Consider the following 18,534-nt stretch of genomic DNA (forward strand, 5'->3'; position numbering starts at 1 on the left):
ATACATCAACGGCTTCTATAACCCGCGCCGTCGGCACTCAGCATTGGGAGGCAAAAGCCCCTTGGCCTTTGAACGCCACGTGGCCTAAACGAGCACTCGGAGCGGCACAAATACGCGACAGGTCCAGGCCGCATTCGTGCAGGGCGACGCGGCGGTCGATCGCCGGATCGCGCCCGGCGCCGAGCCGGGCCATGAGGCCGGCCGCGTCGAGCGCGACCCCGGCCCGGCGCGCCGCGCCCCGCGCCGCCCGCAGTTCGGCGTCGCATTCGGCAAGGCTCAGGCCGACGCAATGCCGGGCGAGCGCGGCGAGGTCCGCCTCGGGCAGCGCCAGGTGGCGGCGCAGCACGCCCGCGAGCGTGGCGGCATCGGGCAGCGGCACCTCGACCCTGAGGTCGAAGCGGCCCGGGCGCAGCACCGCCGGGTCGATCAACTCGATGTGGTTGCAGGTCGCGACGACGATGACGCCGGGCGCGCGGGCGATCTCGTCCATCAGCGCGAGGAAGGCGTTCACCACCTGCACCAGGTAGTTCCGGTGCTGGGTCGCGGCCTCGCCGCGGTTGCCGACGGCGTCGAGCTCGTCGAGGATCAGCACGGCCGGCGCGCGGGCGCGGGCCTCGGCGAAGGTGCGGCGCATGGCCTTGAGCATCTCGCCCAGATGCCCCGCCGCCTGCCATTCGCCGAAGCTGCCGGTGATCGCGCTGACGCCCGCCGTGGCCGCCATGGCCTGGGCGAGCCAGGACTTGCCGGTGCCGGGCGGGCCGTAAAAGAGCGCGCTGCGGGTGATCTCGGACCAGTCGAGGCGCCCGGCGCGCCAGAGCCGCAGGTCCTCGACCAGGTGCCGCGCGGCCTGCAGCGCCGGGCTGTCGCCGGTGAGGCTGTCGAGGGTGGGCGGCGCGGCGGCATCGCCCGGTGCAGGGCTGTGGGTCGCGGCGAGGCGTTCGGCGAGTTCGGCGAGGGTCGGCGCGCGCAGGGCCAGCAGCACATCGGTGCTGTCGAGGTGGAGCCCGCTGTCGAAGGCCTGGCGCAGCAGGGCCCGATCGGCCGCCGCGCCTTGGCGGGGCAGGTGCTGCAGGGCCTCAAGGAGCGCCCAGAGCAGATCGGCGCCGATCGGCGCGAACTCGTGGATGACCGCATGCCGGCCGGGCCGCGCGTCGGGCAGCGCGGCGCCCTCGGCAAGCAGGATCAGCAGCGGCGCGGCGCTGTCGAGGCCTGCGATCAGCGGGTGCTGCAGCGCGTCACCGCGCCCGGGCGCGGGGGCCGTGATCAGGTGCAGCGTGGTGGCGCCGGGGTGCTTCGGCGGATTGTCGTCCGGCTTCAGCTCGCGGATCCGCCAGGCGCCGGGCAGGAGGGAGGGCAGCACATGGCGCAGCAGAGGGATGTCCTCGGCCGGGATCCGGCGCAGCAGGGTCAGCGCGCCGGGGCGCAGGGCGGCGGTGACGGCGGCCTGGCCGTCGAGGCTCGCGGCCAGGCGCAGCGCCGTCAGCAGGGTGCGGGGCGTGAGGGCCGCGGACTCGCTGGCCAGGCCGAGGTCGGCGGCAAGCTCGGGATCGGGCAGCGCCTCGCCGGTGGGTTCGCGCAGGCGGTGCAGCAGCTTGCGAGCGAAGGGCAGCCAGGCGGGTGCGGGGCTGTGGTGGGCAGATTTGGATGCGGTCATGCGGGATCTCCAGAGGCCGGGACGGGGCGCGGCAGGCCGCGCGGCACGCAGGGGCGTGTCGTCGTGGAAAAGGAGTTTGTCGGGGAGCGATGTGGTCAGGACATCCCGGCGCCGGCGCCGGCGTCGGCCGCGATGCGGTCGAGGGCTGCCTCGATCACCGGGCGCAGCGCCGGACGGTAGATCTCGCGGGTGACGTTGATGCCGTCGGCGAACTCCACCCTCGGCACCACCGCATCGGGGTGGGCGCGCCGCAGCTGGCGGTGCAGCGCCGTCTCGCAGGCGCAGGCCGCGTGGCCCGAAGCCATGGCCACGACCCGCAGCACGGCGACGCCTGCGTCCGGCGGCAGGCCCAGCTGGTAGCGGTAGCGCTTGACCGGATGGGCGCTGTAGCCGAGCTTCAGGTAATGCCGCGCCGGGCGGGGGCCGCGGGCCGGCAGGCGGATCTCGAAGAGATAGAGAAAGCTCGGCCTGGCGCTCCAGCCTTGCCCGCAGCCGGCGCAGTCGCATTGGCCCCAGAGCATGTTGGCCTGGGCCACGCGCTGCACATGGCCGCAGCGGTGCCGATAAAGCCTGTAATTCGGCCGCCCCGACGGGCAGGGCCCGAGGCGCTGCCAGCCGAAGCGCCGGGCCTCGGCCGCCTCGCGCGCGGCGTGGCAGGTCTCGCAGCGCAGCCCGGTCTCGCCACGCGCGACCCGCGCGATCAGGTCGAACTGGCGGCGCAGGATGTGGCCGCAGGGGGCAAGGTAGTGGCCGTAGGCGCTATGGTCCGGATCGGGGCCGAGGAAGGCGACGCCTGCCTCCGCCGCCAGCGCGGCGCGCCGCGCGGCCAGGCAATGCGGGCAGAGCGGCTGGCCGCGCATCAGCACGAAGAGCTTCGTGGGGAAGTCGCGCCGGCAGGTCCGGCAGCGCAGCAGCAGGTGATAACGGTCATGGACGCGGGCGAGGATGCGAAAGCCCTTGGCGGCGGCGGTCGCCTGCCAGTGCGGCCGGATCGGGGCGGGAAAGCGGGGCAGGGCGGTGAAGCGCGCCGGCGCGGCGCCGGGGGGCGTGGAGGTGCACATGAGAAGATCCTTCCCTTGGTCAGAGGGTGCGTGGGGTCAGGCCTGCGGGCGGCGTGGCCCGGGGCGGCGGCAGGATCCGGGAAGGGTGACGGGTCAGGCGCGGTGTCTGGCGATCACGCGCGGGGAACGGCGCGGCCCTTCGGGGGGAGAAAGGGCGGCGGAAGCGCCGGTCAGGCGGCCGCGGCGCCGGGCAGGTCGCGGGGCGCAGGCTTGCGCGCCATGTCGGCGGGATGGGGCAGGGGCTGGGTGCAGCTCTGGCGCGGCGCGCCGTCCTGCGGGCCGATCACGGCGGCGGGCACCAGCGCGTCGCCGCCCCTGTCATCCCCCTCCGGCGCATAATCCGGCAGCGCCGCGACCGCGGCCAACTGCGCGCGGGCCTCGGCCAGCATCCGGTCGACATGCCGATCGATCGGGCCGCTGCCGGGGCAGCGCAGCACGGCGCCGAACACGGCGATCAGCCCATGGGCCTGGGCGAACTCGGCCTCGTCGGTCGCGAGCAGCATGACCCGCGCGATCCGCGCCAGCTGGCGCAGCGGCCGGTCCTGGGCCCGCGCGGGCTCGGTCGCGCAGACCGCGTCGAGCGCGGCCGCCAGTGCCGTCCGCGCCGCCTCGGCATCCCGCAGCCAGTGGTCGCAGGCCGGATCCCAGGCGCCGGACTGCGTCAGATCGCGCTCGGCGTCGAGATAGAGCGCCAGCGCTGCCTGCATGAACGCAAAGCGCCGCGTCATCGGCGTGGGGGTAAACGGCAGGGCAGGCGCTTCCGTCGCGTGGCCCGCGCTGATAGAAAGGCAAGTAGTCATGGTCGATCTCCTACGGGTTGACCGTGATTAGGCCGGGACTTGGGCTGCAACCCTTGTCTCGGCCGTTTCAATATGGCACATCGGTATCATGGTGTCAATATCGAGCGAGAGGAATCTGCGTGGCCCCACCTAAAAAGGATACCGAAGCTATCAATCTCCGCCTCCCACGCGAACTGATCGAGGCCATCGACGACCGTCGTCGCGTTGAGCCAGACCTGCCCACCCGCCCGGAAATGATCCGCCGTGCCCTGGTGCAATGGCTGGAGATGACGGGCAGCAAAAGCTGAGCCGCGCGGTTCCCAGAGGCCTCGGAAGGCGCCGTCCTCAGCACAGACTCTCGCAGGGGATGCCGTCGTTGTCGCGGTCGAGCTTGCCGCCCCAGGCACAGTTTTGCAGATACCAGTTGGCCTCTTCGCAGCTGCCGATCGCCGGGCAGGTCTTGCGTGGGCTGCAGGACCAGTCGCGACCGGCCAATTCAAGGAGCCGCGACAGCGGTGCCGGGGTCGCCCCGCCGCTTCGCCGCTCGGCCCGCCAGTCCCAGGGCATCTCGAAACGGCCCTGCCAGATCCCGCGTCCGGCGCTGCGGGCGCCGTCCTCGGCATCGACATAGGCCGTCGAATACGTCCGGTAGGCTACCGCCCAGCCCTGGCCGACCATCCAGCGGTTCAGGGTCTCGCCCGCGGCAAAGCAGTCCGCGACGACCCGGCCATAACGGTCGGTGCCGGTCGGCCGGCAGCTGACCGACCGGCGGGCAATGCGGTCGGACAGCGCCAGCGCCGCCTGCTGGCCGCAGCGCCAGGTCTTGCCACGGGCGTCCCGGCAAGGCTGCGCGCTTTCGGGCGCGTCGATGCCGTTCAGGCGGATGCGGGTGCCGTGGATCTCGATCGTGTCGCCGTCGATCACCGTGGCGGTGCCGCTGTGATCGGGGTTGTCGGCCTCGCGCGACAGTGCGGGAAGGCTGAGCGCCATGGTCAGGCAGAGCGTGTGGAAAATGGGCTTCATGGCATCACATTGAACTGAATGGTTTATGGTAGCGCCCACCCGGCTGCGGGAAAAGAACATCGGCCCCGCGAGGCGGAACTCTTTGTTAACAATTTGACCGGATGGGGGGCTGCGCGCTGGACGCACTGCGGTTCGTCATTGAAGAAATGAACATCCCTTCAAATGAACATCCCTTCAAATGAACGTCCCTTCAAATGATGAATGGTGCAGTCCGGGGACGGCAGCAGCATGATGCGGCACGGGCGATCCCCGGTGAAGACCGGCTTTCCGGGAACGGCGTCTCGCCCGCGATGATGCCTTGAGCAATGTTCATGGGAACATTCGAAGCAGCGTGGCCGGATCCGGTGATCCGGGTGCCTCGAGATGGATGAGCAAGCCGCGCCGCCCGCCGGCCAGCGGAAAAAGCACACCCGCGCCCGGCAGGCAGGGCCGAATGGCGGCCTGCGCGCCGGACGCCGGCTAGAGCTGTCTGGCTACGCCATGATCGTGCTGTCGCAATCTCGGACGAAGGGGCTGGTCCGGGACCTGCCGCGCCTTGTAACCTGCGGGGGGTGCCCGACGTCACGATGCGCGCTTCATGGAGGGGCAAGGATGCAAGACTGCAAACGCGTCGTCGCCGTCTGCCTGAGCCCGAAGCACCGCCTGTCCAAGACACCGGCTCTGGAGATCAGGGCCGTTGCCGGTTTGGGCATCGAGGGCGACGCGCATTACGGGACGACCACCCAGCATCGCTACGACAAAAGGAAGGCGCCGGATCGGCCAAATCTCCGGCAGGTTCATCTGGTTGAAAGCGCGCTGCTCGATGACCTCGGATCAAGGGGCTTCGATGTCCGGTTTGGCGATCTGGGCGAGAATATCGTCACGGCGGGCATGAGCCTGACCGCCTTGCCGGAAGGCACGATCCTTCGCATTGGCGCAGAGGCGCGGCTTCAGCTGACCGGTCTGCGTGAGCCATGCGTGCTTCTGGACAGGTTGAGACCCGGACTGCGACCTGCTGTCGGGCAAAAGGGCCAGGGCGACAAGCCGTTTCTGCGCGGCGGCGTCATGTCCCGGGTGCTGGCCACAGGCTTCATCCGTCCCCATGACGAGGTGACGATCGAGATGCCCGCGCCTCCGCACCGGCCGCTTGGGAACGTCTGACGATCGGGATGCGCGACCCGGGGGCCATGATGCCCGGCGACAAGCACGACCCCGCCGGACGGTCTGAAGCCTGGGCCAGTCCCTGCCGGCCCGTCCACGGCAGGATGAAGAAATGAACGTCCCTTCATTTGAACGTCCCTTCATTTGAAGATCGCCTGCTGCTGTCGACGCTGGATCCTCGATGCGGGCAGTCTGCATCGGCCCGCCCAACGGCCGTTCGTCCCTGACCTATGAATATGTCTTCGAATGAAGAGCAGTCGGCACTGTGCGCGTGGCATCGCCGGGGCTTGGGTCAGCCCGACGCATTGCGGTTCGTCATTGAAGATTTGAACGTTCCTTCAAATGAACATCCCTTCATATGATGAATGGTGCAGTCCGGGGACGGCAGCAGCATGACGCGGCACGGGCGATCCCCGGTGAAGGGCAGGGCGGCGTCTCGCCCGCGCTGATGCCATGAAGAAATATTCATGTGGCTATGGGAAGCCCGACCCCCCTGGTAACGCGGGCCCTGTCCTTCGAGATGGATGAGCAAGCCGCGCCGCGCGCCGCTCAGCGGCGCGGCAGAGCCTCGGCCTGGCGGATCATCTCGGACAAAGCTTGCCCTGAACGACGGGGTGCGCGGGCGCTATCTTGGCCAGCCCTTTATCCGGATCAGATGAACAGGATTTGCAGGCAGCCGCGCGTTCTTCGCGCTGCTGATCAGGAACTGTGAGATCGTGAGCCCCGCCTGCTTTGCAGCCCTTTTGATGGCCGCCCAGTCCTCGTCGTAGGCGGAAATCTGGCGCGCTTTGGTTCGGTCTTCGGTCAGCTTTCTCAGGCGGGCCATCGGATTTATTCTCCGTTCCCGCACGCGCCGCAGATAGGATTTCTATGGGTTTGCGGAGTCTTGATATCAATCCAGGGCAAAAGTGATTCCCGTGGATTTTGACGGTTCAAATGACCGGCTGAAGCGGTGCAGGATTTGCCGCGTTGGTGCCGCAAAAGGGCAGCTGCCTGGCGCCCGGACCGTGCCCTGCCAGCAGCGAACAACGGCATGATCGAAGGAGGCCATCCTCGCATGAAAGAATCCTTTGACGTTCCCATAGCGGGGTCAGAACAGCTTCCGCTGACACCGTGGCCGCTGGATTGTGGATGCCGATCATCACCGCGTCTCTTTTATGGTGTCGAGGGACTCTGATGCACAAATCGGCTGAAGGTCGGAGTAGCCCTTTCCCGAGGCAGCCTCAGCCGCAACAGGCTCTCGACGAAGCCGCCTCGCCATGGTTGCTCGAACCAGTGGCGCAACATGGCTCGATCTGCCTGAGCGCTATCCCAAACAGCACTTTCATCGTCAGGCAGGTCTGGAACGCGGCATCACTGTAGCCGGGCTTACGACTACGCCTGCCGGTGGGCTCGGCTTTCCAGGCCATCGTGGGGTCAAACCAGATCGCCAGCGAACCGCGGCGCCTGCTCTGTAGAGGCGACGGATCCTCGACCTTGTCCGCTACCAGATGCGGTCGTGTCTCGGAAGTGGTGGAAATTGGACGGCGGCGTAATCTCCGGGTGAACTGACACCCACCCAACCGGCGGCGGCAACCGCCAGGGAGAGTGAGGGCCGCAAGCCGCCACCGGTCCGAGGCGCGGCCCGAACGCCATGAAGCAGAATACCGACAGCTCGTCCTTTTCGCTACTGCCCGACGCAGGGGCGTATGATCCGATCGAGGATCGCCTTCGGGCAAATGTCCGTGCCACCATTGAGGCCATGTTCGAAGAGGAACTGGCCGACTTTCTTGGACGGCTTCGTTACGGCCGCAGCAACGAGCGGGCCAAGGGCTACCGCCACGGGCATCGCGATCGGCAGCTGACCGGCACATTCGGCACTGAGACGGTGCGGGTTCCTCGTGCCCGGATCGAGAACGAAGCCGGCAAGATCACCGAATGGCGCTCGAAGGCACTGCCCCGCTACAGGCGGCTGACAAAGAAGGCCGAGGCCCTGATCGCGGCGGTCTACCTGGCCGGCACCAACACGCGCCGGGTCAAGCGGGCGCTGTTCGGACTGTTCGAGGGGGCGGTGAGCAAGGACGTGGTCAGCCGGGCCTGGCGCAAGGTGAAGGTCGATTGGGACGCGTGGTCCACCCGCGACCTGGCCGAGGAGGATATCGTGCGGCTCATCCTCGACGGCACCGTCATAAAGACCCGGCTGGACCGCAAGGCCACCAACATCTCGGTGCTGGCGGCGATCGGTGTTCGGCGCGACGGACAAAAGGTGCTCCTCGCCATCAGGAACATGGGCGGCGAAAGCACGGCTGCCTGGGGCAGCTTCCTCGCCGACCTGGACGCGCGGGGCCTCAGGCGGCCCGAGTTCGTGATCGTTGACGGCGCCCCCGGCCTTGAAGCTGCGCTTGTGGCACTCTGGGGCGAGGAACTGGCCATTCAGCGCTGCACGGTTCACAAGCACCGCAACCTGCTTGGCCACGCGCCCAAGCGCCTGCATGACGAGCTGAGCGAAGATTACCGCGACATGATCTACGCCGACAGCGCCGCCGAGATCGAGACGCGCCGCAAGGCCTTCCTCCGCAAATGGAAGCTGAAGTGCCGGGCCGTGGCCGACAGCCTTGAAGAAGCGGGCGACCGGCTCTTCAGCTTCACCCGCCTCGACCCGTCGCAATGGAAGTCGGCAAGGACCACCAATGCCATCGAGCGTCTGAACGAGGAGTTCCGCCGCCGCATCAAGACCCAGACCGTGCTGCCCTGCGCCGAAACCGTGCCGATGCTGCTCTGGGCGCTGCTGGCTTCCGGTCAGATCCAGATGCGAAAGGTCGATGGCTGGGAAACTCTGTCCCAGCCTCTCGAGCCAATGTCCCTTGACCTCGCGGCCTGACTGGAGCCATCGTTACATGCCCGGAGCCCGCTGCTCGGCAATTTCCACCACATTCGCGACACGACCAGGACAGATGAAGAAATGAACGTCCCTTCAAATGATGATCCCTTCACATGATGATAGGCGTGGCCAGGGGACGGCAGCAGCATGATGCGGCATGGACGATCCCCGGTGAAGGGCAGGGCGGCGTCTCGCTCGCGATGACGCCCTGAAGCAATGGTCATGGGAGCATACGTAGCCCGGTTCCCCGGTGAAGCGGGTCCTGTCCTTTGAGGTGGGTCAGCAAGCCGCGCCGCCCGCCGGTCACCTGCGCGGCAGGGCCTCGGCCTGGCGGATCATCTCGGACAGGGGCAGGTCCAGCGCCTCGGCGATCTTGTGCATGGTCACGAGGGTCGGGCGGTGGCGGCTGCCCTCGAGGAGCGAGATGAAGCGCATCGACAGCCCGGCGCGATGCGCCAGCTGCTCCTGCGACAGGCCGGCCTCGCGCCGGCGCATGCGCAGCACGGTGGCGTAGGCCTCGACGATGGGGTCGGCAATGCGGTCCATGCCGGCGATGAGCCGCGGATTGCCTCTTGATATCTATGAAGCAGACTTCATATTATGAACCATGCTGTGAATTTGCGGGGCAAGACCGATGGAGAGCCAGAGCCGGACGATCGACTGCGGTCCTTGCGGCACCCCGGTGAAGCGGACGGCGCGGGTCTGCCCCGGCTGCCACGCGCAGAAGGGCGTCGGCCGGCTGGCCAGCGGCCGCGTCGTCGGCCCCGAGGCGATCGGCAGGACCCGGCGCTTCGTGGCGTTCTTCGCAGCGGTCGCGGTGATCTGCGCCGTCACCGGCGTGTGGTTCGGCGCCATCGCCTGCGGCTTTGTCGCCCTCGCGGCGCTGGTCCAGTCCGGCTCGGTCGTCTTCAGCAACGGCCAGGAATACTGGTTCCGCTGACCGAAGGCCCCCGCCTTTCCGATTTCCCCGTTTCCAAGGAGCCTTCCATGACCCCGAACCCCCTTGTCCTTGCGGCGGCGCTGCTGGCGCTTTCCGGTCCGGCCACGGCCGAGGTCTATCTGGCCCGCTGCAAGATGGGCGAATGCATCCATTACGAACAGAGCGGCCGCCGGGTCGAGGCGCAGGGCTCGGCTGCGGTTCCGGGCGAGCTGGTGCGGGTCCGGCTGCGCCAGGCGGTGTCGGCCAGCCCCGAGACCCGCACCGCCCAGCTGCAATGGGGGGCGCCTTCCGAGGTGCGCTTCTTCTGCAGCACCGTGCGGCCGGCCTATCGCCTGGAGGATGGCGGCTTCCAGGGCCTGGACCTGGGCCAGGTCTTCGGGGCGACCGAGATGGTCTCGACCATGTATCTGCGCGCCTGCCACCCCTCGGTCCCGGGCGGCAGTATCGAGGCCGCGCTGCAGAGCCTCGGCTATCGTCCGACGCCCGATCGCACCTACCCGAGCTTCGAGGCGCTGACCCGCTGATCCGCTGATCCCAACGACGATGCCCCGCCGCCGCGCCGCCGGCGGCCGCCCCTGCCTGTCCGATCCGGAGGACCGACCATGCTGAAGACCCTTGCCCTGACCAGCTGCCTTGGCCTGGCGCTGGCCGCGCCGCTGGCCGCCGAGACCTACACCGATCCCGACCGGGCCTGGTGGACCGGCTTTCTTGACGCGGTCGACGGCCGTGCGCCGGACCTCGAGGCGCTGGCGCGTCAGGACCCGGACTACCTGGCCGCCGACGAGTTCACCCGCGACGCGGTGCTGGCCAGGGTCGTGGCCCGGCTGCAGGCGCAGCAGCCGCGCATCGACCCGGCCACGGCCGAGGTGGTGCTGTCGATCGGCGCCACGCTCGGGGACTTTGACGCGGGGCAGGGCGGCTTCCCGGTCGGCATCTTCACGCCGAACAGCCGCCTGCCGCTGGACAGCGGGCGCGCGCTGTTCTTCCGCAACGGGAAGGACGTCGCGCTTTATCCCGCCAGCAGGGAGGAGGGCCGCGCCCTGCGCCAGAGGATCGGCATGCGCGAGATCCTGGCCCAGGTGACGGTGACGGAGATCCGCAAATCCGCCACCCGCCGCCTTGGCTATGAGGGGCGGGTGACCGGCATCAGCTATTACACGCAGGATGGCAGCCTGCTGCGGCGCGTCACCCCGCCCGAGGCGGCGCCGGTCGATGCCGCCGCGGCCGAGGGAAACCTCGATGCCCTTCGCGGCAAGATCCTCAGCGACGCGCGCATCCCGGCGCTCGGCACCCGCTGGGAGGACGCGGCGCCCGCGCTGACCGCCGACTGGCCGGTGATCGCCAGCGACGACTTCGTGCCCTATGGCACCGCCCGGCAGCTGGCGTTCCTGTGGCAGGACGGCGCGGTGCTGAGCGATCAGGCGCATGATCCGGAGAAGTCCTTCAAGGTCTTCCTGCAGCAGGTGCCGGGCGCCTGGATGCCCCAGGACGGGGTCTCGATCGACGTGACCGACGTGCTTTACGGCAGCGGCGCGGGCGTCGTCGACACCAGGGCGCTGGGACCGGGGCTGGCCTGCTACACCCCCGGGGTTCCGGACCGCTGCGCCGTGCTGGTCTTCGAGCCCTCCGGGGGCAGCCATGTTCTGACCGGCGCCTACGGTGTGTTGGAACAGCCCGCCGCCGCCGCGCCCGAGGCGGCATTCAGGGCCTATGCCGGCGCGGCCGCAGAGGCCTTCACGGGCCTCGAGACCATGGCCGATTACGACAGCGAGGCCGTCCGCGCCGGCGACCGCGTGCCCCATCCCGGCAGCCGCGGCGTCCCGACCTATGCCGCCGGCGCCGGGGCCGAGATCGCGGGCAAGCCGATCTACGACCCGCTGAAGAACACCACCGACGTCAATCCGATCGCGCGCGAGCTGGCGCTTTACGCCATCGGCGGCGCGGAAGACCGCACGCCCATGGTCTTCGTCATGGGGCGGTAGAGGGGTGAGGGGAGGGTTGGCTGGCGCCGGGTCATAAAAGTGGCGTCAGGCGGGAACCTGCAGCCGGACGCTGCCGTCAGGGATTTCTGACTTGAGGGCTGTTTATGCTCACAGCGTCCCCTCAAATGACCGCAGCATTCCCGCAATGACGGACCCTCCGCCCCGGTCCGGCGGCGATCTGGTTGGACCCTGCTATCGACGTGATGAGCCCGAAGCGGTCATTCGGCGGCTTCTCTCTGAGGGTGATCCGAACCATGGACACGGACCGCCTCAGCGAGGGGCGCGCAGCTTGATCGTCACCATCGGCTCCGGAATGGCGATGTCCGCACGGCCTGAGGGCGCACACCCTCATGACACCTGTGCCAGACAAACCGGCTTCTTCTCGACGACCGCGTTGCGCATCCCGAGCCGGGCGAACAGATCCGCATCCTGCCACGACGCCGGGTTCTCCGTCGTCAGAAGCACATCGCCTGCGAAGATCGAGTTGGCGCCAGCGAGGAAGCACAGCGCCTGAAGCTCGTCGCTCATACCCGTCCGCCCCGCAGACAGCCGCACGACGCTTTGGGGCATCAGGATGCGCGCCAGCGCGACGGCCCGCACCAGGGCGAAGGGGTCGACCGGTCGGGCCATCGCCTCCACGGGCGTGTTGCCGATGGGCTGCCACAGGTTGATCGGCACGCTTTCGGGATGATGGGAAAGGTTCGCAAGAACGACCAGCATCGCGATGCGGTCCTCCTCCGCCTCGCCCATGCCAAGGATGCCGCCGCAGCAGACCTTGATGCCGCCCTGCCGCACATGGTCCAGCGTGTCCAGTCGGTCCTCCATCGTGCGGGTCGTGGCGATCTTCGGGTAATAGGCGGGTGAGGTGTCGATGTTGTGGTTGTAGAAGTCGAGACCCGCCTCCTTCAACCGGGCGACCTGCGGGGGCGTCAGCATGCCCAGCGTCATGCAGGTTTCCAGCCCCAGATCGCGCACGCCTTTGACCATGGTGCAGATGGCATCGAGATCGCGATCCTTCGGGCTGCGCCACGCGGCCCCCATGCAGAACCGCTGCGCCCCCGCCGCCTTGGCACGGCGCGCGACCGCCAGAACCGCGTCCACCTGCATCAGCTTCGTGGCCTTCACGCCCGTGTCATGGAACGCGCTTTGCGAGCAGTAGCCGCAATCTTCCGGGCAGCCCCCTGTCTTGATGCTGAGAAGGCTGGCCTGCTCCACGACATGCGGATCGAACGTCTGCCGATGGACGGACTGCGCCCGATGCATCAGGTCGGGGAAGGGCAGCGCGTGGATCGCCTGCGCCTCCTCCAGCGTCCAGTCGTGGCGGATCATGCGCGCCCCCGTGTCCAGAGGGTGGCCAGCCCTGCGGCAAGCCCGATCTTCAGCAGATCACCCATGAGGAACGGAAAGATGCCAACCGCCCAGACATCGGCGGCGGGCACGAAACGGCCCAGCCATGCCGCGCCAATGGCGTAGATCACCCCCATGCCGGCCAGCATGGCAAGGATGCGGCGCATCGTGCCGCCGCCGATGGCAAGCCAGCCGGTCAGGGCCGCCGCCAGAAGATAGCCAAGCAGATAGCCGCCCGTGGGCCCGACCATATAGGCCAGCCCGATGCCACGGGCCGGAGAGCCGGAGAACACGGGCAAGCCCGCCGCGCCGGCTGCTAGATAGGTGGCGACCGCGCCAGCGGCGAGACGGGGTCCGGCGAGGATGGCGATCGAAAGCACCGCAAGCGTGTGCATCGTCATCGGCACGGGCCAGAACGGCACCTGGATCTTCGCGCCAAGCGTAATGAGCGCGGCAAGAGCCACAACCTTCGGCATGGCGTGGAGCAGAGCCCGATGATCGGGGCGGGACAGGAGCGTATAAGGCGTCATAACAGGGTCCTTTGCGGAATATCTATGACTAGAAGCTCACAGGCTTGAAGGCAACGCAGATTATAGATATTGCTGATTATTTCTGACAAGTCACTGATTACAGGCCATTCTTTTGAAGGTCCCGCCGCCGCGTCCGCCCGACATGCTTCGACAGGATCAAACACGCCCTGTCCGTTTCCCCACGCCGAAGGGCCGCAAGGATGGCGCGATGCTCGTGGTTCGTCGGCGCCTCCCAATCACTGCGCCAGGCGGCGAACAGGAAGCGGGCGCTGGCGGTGTGGAGCGTGTCGATCGCGGACAGCAGTCGCGGCATGCCGCACGGCCCGAGGATCAGGCGGTGAAACCGGCGATTGGCGTCCTCCCACTCCCGCACCTCTCGGGAGACATCTCCGGCATGTGTCGCCTGTTCGGCTGCCTCCAGAACGGCTGAAGTCATGTTGGGCACCGCATGCCGCAGAGCCAGAACCTCGAGCGAGGCACGCATGGCGGCTACCTCGTGCAGATCTTCCACATCGAACGGGGTGACGCGCATGCCCCGTTGCGGCTCGCTGATCGCCAGCCCTTGCGCCTCCAGCTGCCGGAAGGCTTCGCGCACGGGCACATGGCTTGCCCCGAATTCGGCGGCGATGTGGTCCTGACGCAGAGGGGTGTTGGGGCGAATAACTCCCGTGATGATGCGGTCAGCCAGGCTTTGGGCGATCTTTGTCGCCAATGTCTCTCTGAGGGGATTTTTCATGGATTATAGATAATCCAGTGGATCAGTGTCGTCCAGAGCGGGTTAAGAGGTCGCCTTTGGCGCCCGGCCGTTCCGGGAGCATGCCTTTGCTTCCAGCCGTGATCGTGACGTAGACCTTCGTTAAGCGGGCGGCCGAACTAATCTATATCCGCGCTCTTCCGCGCCCTGTGAAGCGCAAGAGGCGCGCGCTCCAAAGCCTGAACGGCCGTTCTGTCCCGCATCGCAGCCGCCCCGTCAACCTGCAGCCTGGGCAGGTGCTTGACTGGCGATCAGCAAGGAGATGTCCGACGGCCTTGCGGCTCAGACCTGGGGCCTGGGGCATCCTCGTCGACGTCGCCAGTTCCCCTTCCGCCTCACCGGAACTCCCGCGTCCTGACGCGGATCGTGTCGAGGTGCAGGTCGCGGATGAACATGTCGCGGGGTTTGGGATGCCGGGGGTCGGGGGTGGGTCTGGCGTTGTGGAATTCGTCGCCACGGCCGTGCGGCAGCTGGAAGGCGCCGCGGTTGCCGACGCTGGCGGGGGTGAACGCCTCGTCCGGCTGTCAAGAGCGCGGAGGAGGCCAGTGGCTTTCGGATCGCGATCCGATATTCCGAACAGGGCCGTCATCTGGTCCAGGTGTCGCTTGTTCCCCGCAGGCATTTGTGGATTTGCGATCTGGATAACGAGGGCACGCTCTTCAACTGTGGGATCATGACCGCAGGGGATTACGCCCGAATGAGGGAGAAGCCTCGCCACTGAAATGCCGCGGACTTCCTGATCTCCCTTGGGCCGGGAAGGACCGTCCAGACCGACGGGACCAGGGTACTGGACAGGACATCCTGATCGGTGCGGCTTGCCTGTTAGCCTCGCCGTGTCTTGCGGGCTGCGTATCGCTGGTCGCGCATGGCCTTGCGCATGGCTTCATCGTCAAGAACGCGGGTTATCCTCTGGTTCTCTGCGCGCTCTCGGGCGTCGGCTTCCGCCGTGGCTGCCTTGGCCAGTGCGGCCTCACGCTCCCGGGCTTCCGCGTCCAGACGAGCCTGCTCCTCAAGCTTGGCCTGCTGGCGTGCCGTTTGACGGGCTTCCCGCGCCTCGGCAACCCAGATGCGTTCCTGCTGCCGGGCTTCGCGTTCGGGCGAGGCTTTCTGAGCGGCCCGATAGGCCTGGAGAAGGGCGGCTTTTGCTTCCGTGGCGGTGCCGCGGCGTTCAGCGAGGTCGGTCTTCTTGATGGCTCTCAAATCTCTGTTCCAGGTGTTTGATATGTTGATGCCGGTCCGGGCTTGACGTGTCCGGCAGGCAGGGAGGTCATGGGCGCTTGGGCTTCTGTCCGTCCCGCGCAAGGCGGGCTTCGCGCAGCCGTTGGGTCTTCTCGTCCTGGACAGCCTTGATCGCGTCGCGCTCTTCAAACGCCCGCTCGCGCGCGGTGGAGGGTGAGCTGATCTTGCTGAAATGATGTTCAGCCTGCTCGCGCGGCGTCCTGTATTGCGACATCATGCTGTCCTGGCAAAGGGAAAACAAAAAGGTCAGGCAAGCTGCCTGACCCGAATCTTTTGAGATGCCCTGCCAGCAGATATCTGTTCCGCATCGGACAAGGGCAAATATCCTGCTTATGCAGCCTGCAGGTTGCTGGCCGACATCTTGCCCGACTTGCGGTCGCGCTCCATGTCGTAAGACAGCTTCTGGCCTTCGACGAGTTCGCCCAGGCCCGAACGTTCGACGGCCGAAATGTGGACGAATGCGTCCGGGCCGCCGTTGTCGGGCTGAATGAAGCCGAAGCCTTTGGTGGAATTGAACCATTTGACGATGCCGGTGGTCATGATGAACCCTTTCAAGGCAGGTGTGTTGACCGCAGCGCCAGGGCGCAACGGTAAGGCATAGCGATTTTGAAAGGGAGATCAGCTCAAAGCGCGGTGCCAAACGCGCAACAATCATAGCTCGGCAGACAAATATCGGTAAGCAGCAGATAGGCTCGGTCAGGTTGATTGTCAATGACCCTGTTAGCCCCTCTCAACCAGAGGCGGCATTTATTGCTGCCATCACGGCTTCCGGACTGGTCTGGTGGACCATGTGACCGCAGTTCGGAACAAGGTGGAGGCTGCTCAGGGGAATTGCCTGATGGAGCCGGCGCGACTGCGCGGCAGGGTCGATCAGGCGGTCCTCGGCACCCGCGATGATGGCCACGGGCATCGTCAGCCCCGCGTAATCCTGGCACATCGCCGCAGCGGACGGGGTCAGGAGGGCCGACGCTGTGGCTTTGGTCCGATCTGCGACGGGCGCACGGCCATCTCCTCGGGAAAGTCCCTGAACTTTGCCGGGACCGGGGCGGGGCCGAAGATCTTGCGCAGCAGAAGCGGCCAGAGGGGCCTGCTGGCAATGGGCGCAATGGTGTAGCGGGCGACATTGCCCAGCAGCGGCACGGCAGGACCAGAAAGAAGCGCCATGTCGACCCGGGCGGTCGGGTAGTAGTAGCCGGAAGCGAGAACCAGGCCCCGGACCGTCCGCGGATGTTTCAGAGCCATTGCCAAGGCAACCGATGCCCCCCAGGAATGACCCAGGATCACGGCCTGTGACACGCCAAGACGCCCGAGGGCTGCCCGGAAAAGATCGGCCTGGGCCTGCGGGCTCCACACCCTGCCACGCGGCCGCGGGCTGTGCCCATAGCCGGGACGATCGAACACGATGACGCGGTGCTGCCGGGCCGCCAGGTCAACAAGCCCGCTGGAAACGAAGTCCTGGATCATACTGCCGTTGCCATGAAGCAGAACCAGTGGCAGTCCCTCGCCACGCTCCAGGTAATGAAGGCGGACCCCGTCTGCGTCGACGAACCGCCCAACCGGGGGATTGCGCCGCTCCGCCCGCTTTGCAAGCTGGTGGTTGGCCACGGCCGTGGCCGCCAGAACGCCGGCGACGGCAAGTCTCAGCCGCCACCTTGGCGATCTCTCATCGGGGCAGTGACCTTTGCCAGCTGCAAGGGCTTCGGGGAAGGATGGACAGTTCAGCCATTCCCGCCAGCCGGGGCCAGGGGCGCGACCGGACTGTAGTTGACGCCGGGCGCGGCTTTCAACGGCGCGCAACCACGATGCCGAGCAGAAGGCCGATCCCCGCAGCGATGCCCAAGGCCTGAGAGGGATGGCTGCGTGCCCAGTCCCGGGCCTCCTCATAGCCCAGTTCGGCATAGAACGCCGCTTCCTCGGCCTTCCTGTGCCCGCTCTGGTAGACACTCCCGGCAAGGTTCTGTCCCGTGTCCCGGATGCGACCCACATACTCGCGCCCCGCATCCAGCGAGTCGTTCACGGTCGAGGCACCCCGTTCGGCCAAACGGGAAGCACCTGCCTTGAGACCGTCGATCACCCCGGTCGCGGTCGCCTCGGGGGCTTGCTCGTGTTCAGCGGTCAAGTTCTGAGCCATGTTCATGTTCTTTCTGCGGTGTGCCATTACAACAGGAACAACAAGGCGCAGCACCATGCGTTCCATGATGCGCTATGTTGCAACAAGTCAGGAAGGGCCGGTCGCGGCTGCCGCGCTGTGCTTCAAGACGAAGCCAAGGTAACAAGGCCCTCAAGACTCCCTCCAACGTCTCCGCGCAGAGCAGCAGAAGAGAGGGTGTCCGTTTAGCTATGGTGGGAGGACCGACGCGAAGAGCCCACTGCGGACAGTCAGGCCGTGTGCAGCATGGCAGCCCACTTTGCAGCCGTAGCGTATGCTCAGCCGCGCGCGCCTCTCCAGCCAGTGAAACAAACCCTGACCAGGATGCCCGCCAAGGCAAAATTGATCAGCCCGAGTGCGGCAATGACGGCGAGCGTCCCGTCGGGTCCGAGCACGCTCAGCAGCGCTCCACCAAACACCGGCGCCCCGGCCTGCGCCAGCAACGCGGGACGTGCCAAGCGCCCCATCAAGGCGGGGTAGCGCTCCGGGCCGAACAGCGCCAAGGGTAATGCCCCGCGCGCGATGGAGAAGACGCCATTCCCCGCGCCATAGAGGATCATAGCCAAGGCAGGCAGTTGAAGATCGAGGGCCAACTGAACCGCCCCGGGTTTACCGGAGAGTAGAGCACTCAAAGGATGAGCCCTATGACGAAGCAAAGATTCACCCCCGCCTATCCGGCCGAACTGCGCGAACGCGGTGTTCGGCTTTTCCGCGAGAACCGCGGCGACTACGCCAGCGACAGTGCGGCCTACAAGGCGATCGCGCCGAAGCTTGGCTGCTCTCCCGACAGTCTGCGCGTCTGGTGCCAGCAGGCGGAGCGTGACCGCGGAGAGCGCGGCGGGCTGACGAGCGCGGAGAAGGACCGGATCAAGGAACTGGAACGCGAGGTGCGAGAGCTTCGCACCGCCAATGAGATCCTGAAGAAGGCCAGCGCATATTTCGCTGCGGCGGAGCTTGTCTTATGAGATTCCGGGCTCCCGAGGCAAAAGGGAGCCGCTGCCCAGCACCGCAAACTGCGGGGCAGCGGCGGGGGTGGCGTCGTGCGGAGCTTGGTCTTGCAGGACCGCGGTCGAGTT

Annotated in this window: 20 protein-coding genes and 3 pseudogenes; 7 read left to right on the forward strand and 16 right to left on the reverse strand. The window is 67.2% G+C overall.

Annotation, left to right across the window (positions count from 1 at the left end; genetic code table 11):
- Positions 1–382: 382 nt before the first annotated feature.
- The 3 genes and pseudogenes from GL284_RS21825 to GL284_RS19965 all read right to left on the reverse strand — a co-directional run.
- Positions 383–1,654, reverse strand: a pseudogene (locus tag GL284_RS21825) (AAA family ATPase); the annotation flags it as partial.
- Positions 1,655–1,749: 95 nt separating this feature from the next.
- On the reverse strand, positions 1,750–2,715 hold the full coding sequence (locus tag GL284_RS21400; RefSeq protein WP_191569616.1) for a hypothetical protein: 966 nt from the start codon (positions 2,713–2,715) through the stop codon (positions 1,750–1,752).
- A gap of 170 nt (positions 2,716–2,885) precedes the next feature.
- Positions 2,886–3,515, reverse strand: a complete 630-nt coding sequence (locus tag GL284_RS19965) for a hypothetical protein (RefSeq protein ID WP_155046213.1) — start codon at positions 3,513–3,515, stop codon at positions 2,886–2,888.
- Between the two features lie 119 nt (positions 3,516–3,634).
- Between GL284_RS19965 and GL284_RS21830 the strand changes: the two genes are divergently transcribed.
- Positions 3,635–3,802, forward strand: a complete 168-nt coding sequence (locus GL284_RS21830) for a ribbon-helix-helix protein, CopG family (RefSeq protein WP_146113009.1) — start codon at positions 3,635–3,637, stop codon at positions 3,800–3,802.
- A 37-nt stretch (positions 3,803–3,839) separates the two neighbouring features.
- On the opposite strand, the gene GL284_RS19975 is transcribed toward GL284_RS21830, so the two are convergent.
- Positions 3,840–4,517, reverse strand: a complete 678-nt coding sequence (locus GL284_RS19975) for a thermonuclease family protein (protein ID WP_155046215.1) — start codon at positions 4,515–4,517, stop codon at positions 3,840–3,842.
- Positions 4,518–4,880: 363 nt separating this feature from the next.
- On the opposite strand from GL284_RS19975, the gene GL284_RS19980 reads away from it, so the two are divergent.
- The gene (locus GL284_RS19980) at positions 4,881–5,657 is read left to right on the forward strand and encodes an MOSC domain-containing protein (protein WP_230383205.1); all 777 of its coding nucleotides are present in this window, start codon (positions 4,881–4,883) and stop codon (positions 5,655–5,657) included.
- A 625-nt stretch (positions 5,658–6,282) separates the two neighbouring features.
- Here GL284_RS19980 and GL284_RS19985 read toward each other — a convergent pair.
- Both GL284_RS19985 and GL284_RS19990 read right to left on the reverse strand, forming a co-directional pair.
- The gene (locus GL284_RS19985) at positions 6,283–6,483 is read right to left on the reverse strand and encodes a plasmid mobilization protein (RefSeq protein ID WP_150350668.1); all 201 of its coding nucleotides are present in this window, start codon (positions 6,481–6,483) and stop codon (positions 6,283–6,285) included.
- Positions 6,484–6,952: 469 nt separating this feature from the next.
- Positions 6,953–7,105 (reverse strand): annotated as a pseudogene (locus GL284_RS19990) (transposase); the annotation flags it as partial.
- Between the two features lie 185 nt (positions 7,106–7,290).
- Between GL284_RS19990 and GL284_RS19995 the strand changes: the two are divergent.
- Positions 7,291–8,517 (forward strand): IS256 family transposase, encoded by a 1,227-nt coding sequence (locus GL284_RS19995; RefSeq protein WP_150350669.1) that lies wholly within the window; start codon positions 7,291–7,293, stop codon positions 8,515–8,517.
- Between the two features lie 303 nt (positions 8,518–8,820).
- Here the strand turns inward: GL284_RS19995 and GL284_RS20000 are convergent, their stop codons facing one another.
- Positions 8,821–9,063: a helix-turn-helix domain-containing protein gene (locus tag GL284_RS20000; RefSeq protein WP_028718929.1), complete on the reverse strand. Its 243-nt coding sequence runs from the start codon at positions 9,061–9,063 to the stop codon at positions 8,821–8,823.
- 88 nt (positions 9,064–9,151) lie between these two features.
- Here GL284_RS20000 and GL284_RS20005 point away from each other — a divergent pair, with 88 nt between their 5' ends.
- The 3 genes from GL284_RS20005 (at position 9,152) to GL284_RS20015 (ending at position 11,439) form a co-directional block, all read left to right on the forward strand.
- Positions 9,152–9,457, forward strand: a complete 306-nt coding sequence (locus GL284_RS20005; protein ID WP_155046216.1) for a hypothetical protein — start codon at positions 9,152–9,154, stop codon at positions 9,455–9,457.
- 47 nt (positions 9,458–9,504) lie between these two features.
- Positions 9,505–9,981, forward strand: coding sequence for a hypothetical protein (locus GL284_RS20010; protein ID WP_155046217.1), 477 nt, complete (start codon positions 9,505–9,507; stop codon positions 9,979–9,981).
- Positions 9,982–10,059: 78 nt separating this feature from the next.
- Positions 10,060–11,439, forward strand: coding sequence for a hypothetical protein (locus GL284_RS20015; RefSeq protein ID WP_155046218.1), 1,380 nt, complete (start codon positions 10,060–10,062; stop codon positions 11,437–11,439).
- Positions 11,440–11,787: 348 nt separating this feature from the next.
- Here GL284_RS20015 and bioB read toward each other — a convergent pair whose 3' ends face one another.
- The 9 genes from bioB to GL284_RS21695 all read right to left on the reverse strand — a co-directional run bounded on the left by bioB (position 11,788) and on the right by GL284_RS21695 (position 18,051).
- Positions 11,788–12,768 (reverse strand): biotin synthase BioB, encoded by a 981-nt coding sequence (bioB, locus tag GL284_RS20020; protein WP_080620411.1) that lies wholly within the window; start codon positions 12,766–12,768, stop codon positions 11,788–11,790.
- A complete protein-coding gene (locus tag GL284_RS20025) occupies positions 12,765–13,316 on the reverse strand; it encodes a biotin transporter BioY (protein ID WP_155046219.1) in 552 nt (183 codons plus the stop codon). The genes bioB and GL284_RS20025 overlap by 4 nt, the downstream gene beginning before the upstream one ends.
- Before the next feature lie 97 nt (positions 13,317–13,413).
- A complete protein-coding gene (locus tag GL284_RS20030) occupies positions 13,414–14,052 on the reverse strand; it encodes a GntR family transcriptional regulator (protein WP_036762303.1) in 639 nt (212 codons plus the stop codon).
- Positions 14,053–14,892: 840 nt separating this feature from the next.
- Positions 14,893–15,270, reverse strand: a complete 378-nt coding sequence (locus GL284_RS20035; protein ID WP_099650588.1) for a DUF6481 family protein — start codon at positions 15,268–15,270, stop codon at positions 14,893–14,895.
- Positions 15,271–15,337: 67 nt separating this feature from the next.
- On the reverse strand, positions 15,338–15,523 hold the full coding sequence (locus tag GL284_RS20040; protein ID WP_230383206.1) for a hypothetical protein: 186 nt from the start codon (positions 15,521–15,523) through the stop codon (positions 15,338–15,340).
- A gap of 116 nt (positions 15,524–15,639) precedes the next feature.
- Positions 15,640–15,849 (reverse strand): cold-shock protein, encoded by a 210-nt coding sequence (locus GL284_RS20045; protein ID WP_099650590.1) that lies wholly within the window; start codon positions 15,847–15,849, stop codon positions 15,640–15,642.
- Positions 15,850–16,263: 414 nt separating this feature from the next.
- Positions 16,264–17,208, reverse strand: a complete 945-nt coding sequence (locus GL284_RS21835; RefSeq protein WP_341461894.1) for an alpha/beta fold hydrolase — start codon at positions 17,206–17,208, stop codon at positions 16,264–16,266.
- On the reverse strand, positions 17,093–17,440 hold the full coding sequence (locus tag GL284_RS20055) for an ElaB/YgaM/YqjD family protein (protein WP_158595046.1): 348 nt from the start codon (positions 17,438–17,440) through the stop codon (positions 17,093–17,095). The genes GL284_RS21835 and GL284_RS20055 overlap by 116 nt, the downstream gene beginning before the upstream one ends.
- 296 nt (positions 17,441–17,736) lie before the next feature.
- Positions 17,737–18,051, reverse strand: coding sequence for a hypothetical protein (locus GL284_RS21695; RefSeq protein WP_230383208.1), 315 nt, complete (start codon positions 18,049–18,051; stop codon positions 17,737–17,739).
- Between the two features lie 51 nt (positions 18,052–18,102).
- Here GL284_RS21695 and GL284_RS20065 point away from each other — a divergent pair.
- Positions 18,103–18,399: pseudogene (locus GL284_RS20065) on the forward strand (transposase); the annotation flags it as partial.
- Between the last annotated feature and the right edge of the window lie 135 nt (positions 18,400–18,534).

The organism is Paracoccus shanxieyensis (assembly GCF_009711265.1).
GTDB lineage: Bacteria > Pseudomonadota > Alphaproteobacteria > Rhodobacterales > Rhodobacteraceae > Paracoccus > Paracoccus shanxieyensis.

Coding starts and splice junctions, on each gene's coding strand:
- GL284_RS21400 (WP_191569616.1), bottom strand. CDS start 2,715: ATGTGCACCTCCACGCCCCCCGGCGCCGCGCCGGCGCGCTTCACCGCC.
- GL284_RS19965 (WP_155046213.1), bottom strand. CDS start 3,515: ATGACTACTTGCCTTTCTATCAGCGCGGGCCACGCGACGGAAGCGCCT.
- GL284_RS19975 (WP_155046215.1), bottom strand. CDS start 4,517: ATGAAGCCCATTTTCCACACGCTCTGCCTGACCATGGCGCTCAGCCTT.
- GL284_RS19980 (WP_230383205.1), top strand. CDS start 4,881: ATGGATGAGCAAGCCGCGCCGCCCGCCGGCCAGCGGAAAAAGCACACC.
- GL284_RS19985 (WP_150350668.1), bottom strand. CDS start 6,483: ATGGCCCGCCTGAGAAAGCTGACCGAAGACCGAACCAAAGCGCGCCAG.
- GL284_RS19995 (WP_150350669.1), top strand. CDS start 7,291: ATGAAGCAGAATACCGACAGCTCGTCCTTTTCGCTACTGCCCGACGCA.
- GL284_RS20000 (WP_028718929.1), bottom strand. CDS start 9,063: ATGGACCGCATTGCCGACCCCATCGTCGAGGCCTACGCCACCGTGCTG.
- GL284_RS20005 (WP_155046216.1), top strand. CDS start 9,152: ATGGAGAGCCAGAGCCGGACGATCGACTGCGGTCCTTGCGGCACCCCG.
- GL284_RS20010 (WP_155046217.1), top strand. CDS start 9,505: ATGACCCCGAACCCCCTTGTCCTTGCGGCGGCGCTGCTGGCGCTTTCC.
- GL284_RS20015 (WP_155046218.1), top strand. CDS start 10,060: ATGCTGAAGACCCTTGCCCTGACCAGCTGCCTTGGCCTGGCGCTGGCC.
- bioB (WP_080620411.1), bottom strand. CDS start 12,768: ATGATCCGCCACGACTGGACGCTGGAGGAGGCGCAGGCGATCCACGCG.
- GL284_RS20025 (WP_155046219.1), bottom strand. CDS start 13,316: ATGACGCCTTATACGCTCCTGTCCCGCCCCGATCATCGGGCTCTGCTC.
- GL284_RS20030 (WP_036762303.1), bottom strand. CDS start 14,052: ATGAAAAATCCCCTCAGAGAGACATTGGCGACAAAGATCGCCCAAAGC.
- GL284_RS20040 (WP_230383206.1), bottom strand. CDS start 15,523: ATGTCGCAATACAGGACGCCGCGCGAGCAGGCTGAACATCATTTCAGC.
- GL284_RS20045 (WP_099650590.1), bottom strand. CDS start 15,849: ATGACCACCGGCATCGTCAAATGGTTCAATTCCACCAAAGGCTTCGGC.
- GL284_RS21835 (WP_341461894.1), bottom strand. CDS start 17,208: ATGCCGAACTGGGCTATGAGGAGGCCCGGGACTGGGCACGCAGCCATC.
- GL284_RS20055 (WP_158595046.1), bottom strand. CDS start 17,440: ATGGCTCAGAACTTGACCGCTGAACACGAGCAAGCCCCCGAGGCGACC.